This is a genomic window from Eisenibacter elegans DSM 3317 (genome assembly GCF_000430505.1).
Taxonomy (GTDB): Bacteria; Bacteroidota; Bacteroidia; order Cytophagales; family Microscillaceae; genus Eisenibacter; species Eisenibacter elegans.
This window is the reverse complement of the sequence record NZ_AUMD01000019.1, coordinates 376,456-384,090: the sequence shown is the minus strand read 5'-3', so window position 1 is coordinate 384,090 and position 7,635 is coordinate 376,456. Positions and strand designations below refer to the sequence as shown.

Annotated in this window: 6 protein-coding genes and 1 rRNA gene; 5 read left to right on the top strand and 2 right to left on the bottom strand. The window is 46.4% G+C overall.

The features are described 5' to 3' along the window. Window positions 1-155: 155 nt before the first annotated feature. The 3 genes from rrf (at window position 156) to G499_RS0107650 (ending at window position 1,969) form a co-directional block, all read left to right on the top strand. Window positions 156-268 (top strand): 5S ribosomal RNA (rrf, locus tag G499_RS0107660). Between the two features lie 179 nt (window positions 269-447). Further along, window positions 448-1,020 (top strand): hypothetical protein, encoded by a 573-nt coding sequence (locus G499_RS0107655; RefSeq protein WP_026999459.1) that lies wholly within the window; start codon window positions 448-450, stop codon window positions 1,018-1,020. 58 nt (window positions 1,021-1,078) lie between these two features. After that, window positions 1,079-1,969 (top strand): DUF2279 domain-containing protein, encoded by an 891-nt coding sequence (locus tag G499_RS0107650; RefSeq protein ID WP_026999458.1) that lies wholly within the window; start codon window positions 1,079-1,081, stop codon window positions 1,967-1,969. 11 nt (window positions 1,970-1,980) lie between these two features. Here G499_RS0107650 and G499_RS0107645 read toward each other — a convergent pair whose 3' ends face one another. Then, complete coding sequence (locus tag G499_RS0107645) at window positions 1,981-3,534, bottom strand: PP2C family protein-serine/threonine phosphatase (protein ID WP_026999457.1); 1,554 nt, start codon at window positions 3,532-3,534, stop codon at window positions 1,981-1,983. 181 nt (window positions 3,535-3,715) lie between these two features. Further along, window positions 3,716-4,117 (bottom strand): hypothetical protein, encoded by a 402-nt coding sequence (locus G499_RS0107640; RefSeq protein ID WP_026999456.1) that lies wholly within the window; start codon window positions 4,115-4,117, stop codon window positions 3,716-3,718. A 608-nt stretch (window positions 4,118-4,725) separates the two neighbouring features. On the opposite strand from G499_RS0107640, the gene G499_RS0107635 reads away from it, so the two are divergent. Beyond that, the gene (locus G499_RS0107635; protein ID WP_026999455.1) at window positions 4,726-5,295 is read left to right on the top strand and encodes a hypothetical protein; all 570 of its coding nucleotides are present in this window, start codon (window positions 4,726-4,728) and stop codon (window positions 5,293-5,295) included. Window positions 5,296-5,446: 151 nt separating this feature from the next. Next, window positions 5,447-7,477, top strand: coding sequence for a M13 family metallopeptidase (locus tag G499_RS19130; RefSeq protein ID WP_051296059.1), 2,031 nt, complete (start codon window positions 5,447-5,449; stop codon window positions 7,475-7,477). Window positions 7,478-7,635: the final 158 nt, after the last annotated feature.

Sequence of the window (7,635 nt, the reverse complement as noted above, 5' to 3'; positions counted from 1 at the left end):
CTGAGCAGTACTAATTACCCGATAGCTTCTTTTGCGGATGGCTTTGAGTATTGACATCGATTGATGTTCGAAGTATCATCCGGCTAAGATGTGTTGTAATCGAATGCGTGCTCGATGTTGTTTTGTTTGCTTGATGTTGTCAATAAAGGAAGTTAAACGGTGTTAATGGCAAGGGTGAACACCTCTTATCCATTCCGAACAGAGTCGTTAAGCCCCTTAGCGCCGATGGTACTGCGGTCAAACGTGGAAGAGTAGGTCGATGCCGGATAACTATTATCACAAAAGCCTCTTAGAGTCAAATCTGAGAGGCTTTTTTGTGTTCAACTCCCAAGAGAAACCAGAGGGGGAGTATAATAAGTTGTGAAAAATTTTGATTGAGGCAGATTTTGACTAGCTTTATAGGGTATAATCAATCTCACTAAAACGTATCATAACTTAAACAATTGTATGGAAGAGCTTATCAAACAAGTGGCTCAAAAGGCCAATATTAGCGAAGAACAAGCAAAAGCCGCCACAGAGGTAGTGGTAGAATATGTGAAAGAGCGCCTTGGGGCTAATGTGAAGGCTAGTGTACATCTGGCGTTAACGGGAGAGCCTGATGAGACCGTGATGGAGCGTATTCAGGAATTTGCAGATGAAGCGAAGAAACGCATGCAGGCCTTTGCCGAAAGCGCACAGAGCTTTGTCAAGTCAAAAGTACAGACTGGAGGGGGGGATGCTAAAAAGGAAGAATCTATGTTGGCCGAAACTCAGGAGAAACTGCAAGAATTGGGCGAAAATGTACTCAAATTCCTCCAGACAAGCCGTGTAGCCAAAGAGGGGGGGAGCTTTGTGGGTACAGCTAGGGAGCGCATCACAGAATTTGGAGATTCTGCCAAGGATAAGCTCAGTGAGTTTGGGGGGGAGGCAAAAGAGCGGTTTGGAAAGCTGACTGATAGCGCCAAAGGATTTGTGTCGGGGGTCTTTAGTAAGGGCAAAAAAGAAGAGGAAGGAGAAAATCCAACCGAAGAAAAAAAATAGTCTTATCGAAACAAAGGGGTAGGCCGATGTCTACCCCTTTTGATTATCCTACGTAGCAATGTTCAAGTACTTGATAGTGTGCTTGCTGGGGGTATCTATGGCTGTAGGCCTTGGAGCACAAACATCCGAAGACACGCTTTTATTTGCACAAAAGACACATCCGAATCGCCTCCGAACAGTGGCTATTGCTGGCGGAGCTGCCTACACATTAGGAATGGCAGGGCTGTATGCTGTATGGTATCGGCAAAATGAGGCTGTCCCTTTTCAGTTTTTTGATGATTGGCCTCAGTGGCAACAAATGGATAAATTTGGCCATTGGTACAGTAGTTTCCAACTGAGCCGAGCTAATGTGGAATTATTGCGCTGGGCGGGAATGGACAGCAAGCGAGCGCGTTGGTGGGGGGTTGGAGCCGCGATGTTGTTTATGACAAGTATCGAGGTTTTTGATGGCTTTTCCCCCGACTATGGCGCTTCTTGGACCGATGCAGCAGCTAATTTTGTAGGCGCAGCTACTTTTGTAGCCCAAGATTACTATTGGGGCGAAGTCAAGCTATACCCTAAATTTTCTTTTCGACCTACGCCCTATGCCGCGCAGCGCCCCCAAACACTTGGGCGTAATTGGAGCGAACAATGGCTCAAAGATTACAACGGGCAAACCTATTGGCTCACACTTCGGGGCGATGTATTGGGTCTACCTCCTTGGCTTGGAGTTTCCGCAGGTTATGGCGCAGAGGGGATGCTTTTTGGGCGCTTGGACGAGAACCGTGTTGTGGGACTCGACCCTTATCGACGTTTGTTTCTGAGCCTTGATATAGTTTGGGAGCATATTCCTACCCGACGCCCTTGGCTCAAAACACTGTTTTATGTACTCAATACCATCAAAATCCCAGCTCCAGCCCTTGAGTGGAGACAGAGAAGGGGGTTCGTAGGGCACGGGCTCTATTATTGAGCTGTATAGCCTCAAATCCTGATACCAATGAGTAAGATATCATCGCGTTGTTCGGTATTGGTCATATGCTTTTGTAGGGCGCACCTCAAGGTCTGCTCTTGTTGTGGTAGTGGTTTCGGAGCGAGTTGACGCAGGAGCTCACGCAGCGGTTGTTTTCCAAACTTACGTCGTTTTGCATCGTTTTGGTCTTCGTAGCCATCAGAGCCCGCATAAACCATACTGCCTGAAGGAAGGATTACTTGTTGGGTACTGAACTGTTTGCGCTCATTTTGCTCTCCGCCAATGGCCTTCCTTGTTCCGGGTAGTTCTTCCAATGTTTTTGTGTGGGCATCATAGTAGAGTATGGCTTGCTTGGCTCCGGCAAACTGTAGAGCAACATCGCCGTTTTGATGGCGTTGGAGTGTTAGTAGGCTTGCATCCATCCCATTGTTGTTGCCATTTTCTTGTTGACGGAGAAGCGTACGTACTTCGAGGTGGAGCTGGGTCAAGATTTCGGCTGGGTCAGTGATGCCTTTTAGTTTGATAATTTGATTGAGAAGCGTGTGCCCTATAAGGGTCATAAAAGCGCCAGGTACACCGTGTCCGGTACAGTCTATTGCTGCAATAATTGTAGATTCACCAAGGGTATCAATCCACAAGAAATCCCCCGAAACCACATCTTTGGGTTGGTAAAGCATAAAATAGTCGCCAAGGAGGCGGGCTAGATCAGATTTTTGAGGCAAAAGCGCTTGTTGAATCATCAGAGCAGACCGGATGCTGCCGTTAATTTTCAGCTCGCGGTCTTGGAGTGTGCGGACTTGTGCCGCAATAAAATCACGTTGCGTTTGTAGTTCTTCTTGGCTTTGGTACAGTTCTTCATTTTGTTGTGAAATCTCATCATTCTTCTCCTGAATCTCGTGGGCATACAAGGTCAGCGCCTCATTTTTTTGTGCCAAATCTCGTTCAAATTGCTCGGCTAGGCGTACCTGATGGAAAAACGCTCCATTGACCAACACCCAGATAATCACTTGCCCGACTTTATACCCCACAAACCCAGCATACATCACAGCCAATGCCGGAGCCATAGTAGGATGTGGATATACAGACAAGAACAGCTCGAAGCTCATCATCAGCCCAAAATTATAACCCAAGCCCCCAAAATACAGTAGGCGCTCTTGTTGGGCATCTACGATTAGATGTACTATCGCTGAGAATACTAGAGGCAGATAGGGCATCCAAAAAATATCATAATCATCGATGATGTTGAGTAAGGTTACCCCTAAGAGGGCTGTAGACGAAAACACAAATAACAAGGCAAACTTACCAAACCAAAAAACACGGTATTGGTTGGCCACCAACACCCCTATCGAGAGCAATATAATGCCCAAAATAAGCACTAGGGTATATGGCTGAAACGCAGAGGGCTGTAAGAAAGCCTCCGAAAGCTCGTTAAGACCCAATAAAGTACACAAGGTCAGCGCCAATACATAAACCCGATTGATGAGCACAATGCGCCGTTTGAAAAGCGATGAATCCTCGTCTGACAAGCCAAGGGTCGATAGGTAATGCCAAAGGTTGCGCCACATAGTATGGGGTTTGAAAATATGAAAAAACACAAACTACAGAGTGCTTTCAGAAATATAGGATGCAACTCCGACTTCCTATTAAGCGAACCCACAGCTAGCCCGTGGGTTCTTAGTAATATCTAGGGGGGTAATTATTTAGGCGCAAAGATGATGCAGATTTTTGCAATCTGATCGCTGTCAATTAGTTACTTTCCAATAACCAAGCCTCGGCTTCTTGTGTTGAGGCAAAATACATCACAATGACATCACCGCCATTAGATTCTGTGATATACTGTTCTATGGCCAAGTTGGCAATGAATTCTTCTGGCATAATAAAAGCAGTTTGTTTAGTAGGCAACTTAGGATTCACTTCCTGAATAATCCAGTCTTGGATATCAGGATTGATAGGAAAGAGCAAATCTTTGGAGTATACGATGGCTTTTTGAGCCTGACATTCGTTGTTGATAGCTACCCAAGTCAAGAGCATTTGTTTGAATTCTTCTTCGCTCATATCTGCCGTACTTGGATACATAATGTGGTAGATGATGTCTTTTTGCTCATCATAACACATTTCACTGAGTTGGTCTTTATGAAACTCTCGCATAATGGGATAGGGGGATTTATGATAAAAATAAAGGACTGTAACGGTTACTGATACCAACTTCTTCACAATTTTGGCATATTTCTCAGATATACCCTATCAAGCTTGCTTGGGGAAAATGCCTGTGCGAACCCTCAAACCAAGTGAATCACTATAACTACGAAATCATATAGCTTCAAAATACCCAGCTACACCCACTCTGAGCTTTTATACGATAGATAGTCCGTTTTGGTACAATAATTTAGGGAAAAGATGCTAGGCCTCGGGTGCTCATCTATGCCCACTATTTGAGTTGTATGGTCAAAAGTATCCAGTAGTATGGAGGATGTATGCGCTATAAGGTATTGATAGCCAGAAAATTGTTGATGTATATCTATTTTTTCAGAGTCTTGGGTGTTGTTGCTCCAAGTTTTTTTGTACCTTCATTGCGGCAATTCATCACGTCATTGGACATTTGTGGAAAAGTAGCTCGGAGTTCCAGCTTCGAGACAAGCTGAGACCTCATCTTGGGGTAAAATAAGACTTAGCCCACAGTTTTAACGGTGGGATTTGAAAAATGTCCAGTGGCGTGGCAATTCATTTGCCTGCTCACCCTCTAAAGCCTAGTGAAGATGCACGATATTGAGCCATTCTATAATTGGGAAAAATACTATCAAGCCCAACTCGACGAACGCTCCCCCTTCTTTGGCCGCTACTATGCTGATGCCTACACACACGACATTTATGGCTATTATATTCATCCACTCTGGGACAATATAGGCTCCGAAACCCTCTATCTCAAAGTCTTATTTGTAGATTATGAATGGCGCTTTGCGGTGATAGAGTTGTTTGGAGAATGGAACGATGCGTTACACAACGACATTATGCACTTCAAACGTACGCTCATAGACAAGATGGTACGCAAGGGCATCAACCAGTTTATCCTCATTGGGGAGAATGTATTCAATTTTCATGGTTCCGACGACTGCTACTACGAGGAGTGGTTTGAAGATGTAGAGGAAGGTTGGATTACGGCCATCAACTTCCGCGATTTTGTTCTGCGCGAATGGCGTAAATATAACCTTGACTCCTACATCAACTTTGGCGGCTCGCTCGAAGAAATAGAACACTGGCGCACTGTCAAACCACGGCAACTCTATGACCTTGTACGAGCGCAAATTGTCAAGCGGCTGGGCGAATAGCATTCGGTCGGGCTAGACTTGCTTTTGGGCTAAACCAAGATTTTTTTGGGCAAAAAATGGCGCAAAGCCTATTTCACCCTATAATAAAAGTGCGTATATTCGCAGTCTAGCGTTTTTGAATAGTTTTTATCAAACACAAACCAACGATTATATGAACTACACTACGCCACGTATGTGGTTGTGGGCTGTATTGCTATTGGCTCCGATGGGGCTGCTGGCACAAGCGCTCGACCTCAAAGATATGGACAAGACCGTTCGCGCCCAAGACGATTTTTACCGCTTTGTAAACGGTGGTTGGCTGGACCGCACCGAGATACCCGCCTCTGAGGGCCGCTGGGGTAGCTTCAATGAAGTGAATGACCGTAACTTGGAAATACTCAAGAAAATCCTAGAAAAGGCTCAAAAGGACAAGAAAAGCGCCAAAGGCTCTGATATTCAGCTTGTTGGCGCAATGTATGCTAGTGGGATGGATATGGAGCGTCGCAATGCGCTTGGTGCCACACCTATCAAGCCCGAGCTAGACCAGCTGGCGAGCTTGCAAAGCCCAAACCAAGTAGCGCCTATGTGGGCTTATTTCCAAAAAACAGGAATTGGCGGGGTGCCTTTCTTTTTTTATATCACCATTGATGCCAAAGACAGCAAAGTCAACGCTGCGCACCTTTCGCAAGCTGGCCTCAGCCTGCCTAGCCGCGACTATTATTTAGAAGATAACTTTGCCGATGTACGCAAAGATTATGTGGCACACATCGCCAAAATGTTCGTATTGGCCACCGGCATCAGCCAAGAACAGGCCGAAGCCCAAGCCAACACAGTGCTGAAAATGGAGACACGTTTGGCTACCTTCCAGCGTACCCCCGTACAAAACCGTGTGCCTACCAAGCGCTACAACAAGATGACCATCGCTGAGTTGGAGCAAATCACCTTCAACATCAATTGGAAAGAGTACTTTGCCGAAATGGGTCTCAACTCAGAAGACATCCCATACATCATCGTAGGTCAGCCTGAATTCATCTCGATGGTAGACCGTATGATTAGTGATTTCAAACCTGCCGAATGGCGCGCCTTACTGACTTGGAAACTTATTTCGGGCTCATCGGCGTACTTGAGCGAAGAGCTAGAAAAAACCAGCTTTGAGTTTTTCAGCACTCGCCTAAGGGGTATTTCCGAAATGCAAGAGCGTTGGAAAATTATGCAAGGCATGGTCAACCGTGCTGTAGGCCAACCTCTAGGCAAACTCTACGTAGCCGAAGCCTTCCCTCCTGCGGCTAAAGTCCGTATGGAAGAAATGATTGAGAATATCCGCGAGGCATTGCGCGAGCGTATCAAAAACCTCGACTGGATGGGAGAGGCTACCAAAGAAGAAGCCCTTAAAAAGCTCAACGCCATCAACTACAAAATCGGCTATCCTGATGTATGGCGCGACTATAGCAAGCTCGACCTACGTGCCGATGATTTCCTTGGCAACCTCCGCCGTGTGAGTGCTTTTGAGTTTGCCGAAACCATCAGCAAGCTAGGCCAGCCCGTAGACCCCAACGAGTGGGGAATGACTCCGCCTACCGTTAATGCCTACTATAGCCCTACCCGCAACGAAATCGTATTCCCTGCCGGAATTTTGCAACCACCTTTCTTTGATTTCAAAGCGGATGATGCGCTTAACTATGGGGCTATCGGAGCCGTAATAGGCCACGAAATCATCCACGGCTTCGACGACCAAGGCAGCCAGTTTGATGCCGATGGCAACCTACGTATGTGGTGGACTCCTGAAGACCGCCAAAAGTTTGAAGAACGCACCCGCAAAATGGTGGAGCAGTTCAACGCCTACACTGTACTAGATAGCGTACACGTCAACGGACAACTCACATTGGGCGAAAATATCGCCGACCTTGGCGGGCTTACCCTAGCCTATGATGCGCTACAACGTTCTTTTGCCAAAAATGGCCGCCCCGCCGACAAAGACGGCTTTACGCCCGAGCAACGCCTCTTTATCGGGTTTGCCCGTGTATGGCGTAGCAAGTACCGCCCCCAGGTGAGACTAGAGCAAATCAAAACCGACCCTCACTCGCCCGGGGAGTTCCGCACCATTGGCCCGATGTCAAATATGCCTTACTTCTACAAGGCTTTTGATGTAAAGGAAGGAGACCCAATGTACCGCCCCGAAAATGTTCGTGTGGTGATTTGGTAACCAAACCTGATGCCACAGTATGCCATTAATCACAAAAGCCCCCTATTGCAGAGGGGCTTTTGTGTTAAAGTGAGTGATACCCAATCAGAACTGGTTTGGAACCTGTAGTGTACTGAAAACTCTTGCGTATCAAGCAAATTAAATTCAATAAATCCTCA

Coding starts and splice junctions, on each gene's coding strand:
- G499_RS0107655 (WP_026999459.1), top strand. CDS start 448: ATGGAAGAGCTTATCAAACAAGTGGCTCAAAAGGCCAATATTAGCGAA.
- G499_RS0107635 (WP_026999455.1), top strand. CDS start 4,726: ATGCACGATATTGAGCCATTCTATAATTGGGAAAAATACTATCAAGCC.
- G499_RS0107650 (WP_026999458.1), top strand. CDS start 1,079: ATGTTCAAGTACTTGATAGTGTGCTTGCTGGGGGTATCTATGGCTGTA.
- G499_RS0107640 (WP_026999456.1), bottom strand. CDS start 4,117: ATGCGAGAGTTTCATAAAGACCAACTCAGTGAAATGTGTTATGATGAG.
- G499_RS19130 (WP_051296059.1), top strand. CDS start 5,447: ATGAACTACACTACGCCACGTATGTGGTTGTGGGCTGTATTGCTATTG.
- G499_RS0107645 (WP_026999457.1), bottom strand. CDS start 3,534: ATGTGGCGCAACCTTTGGCATTACCTATCGACCCTTGGCTTGTCAGAC.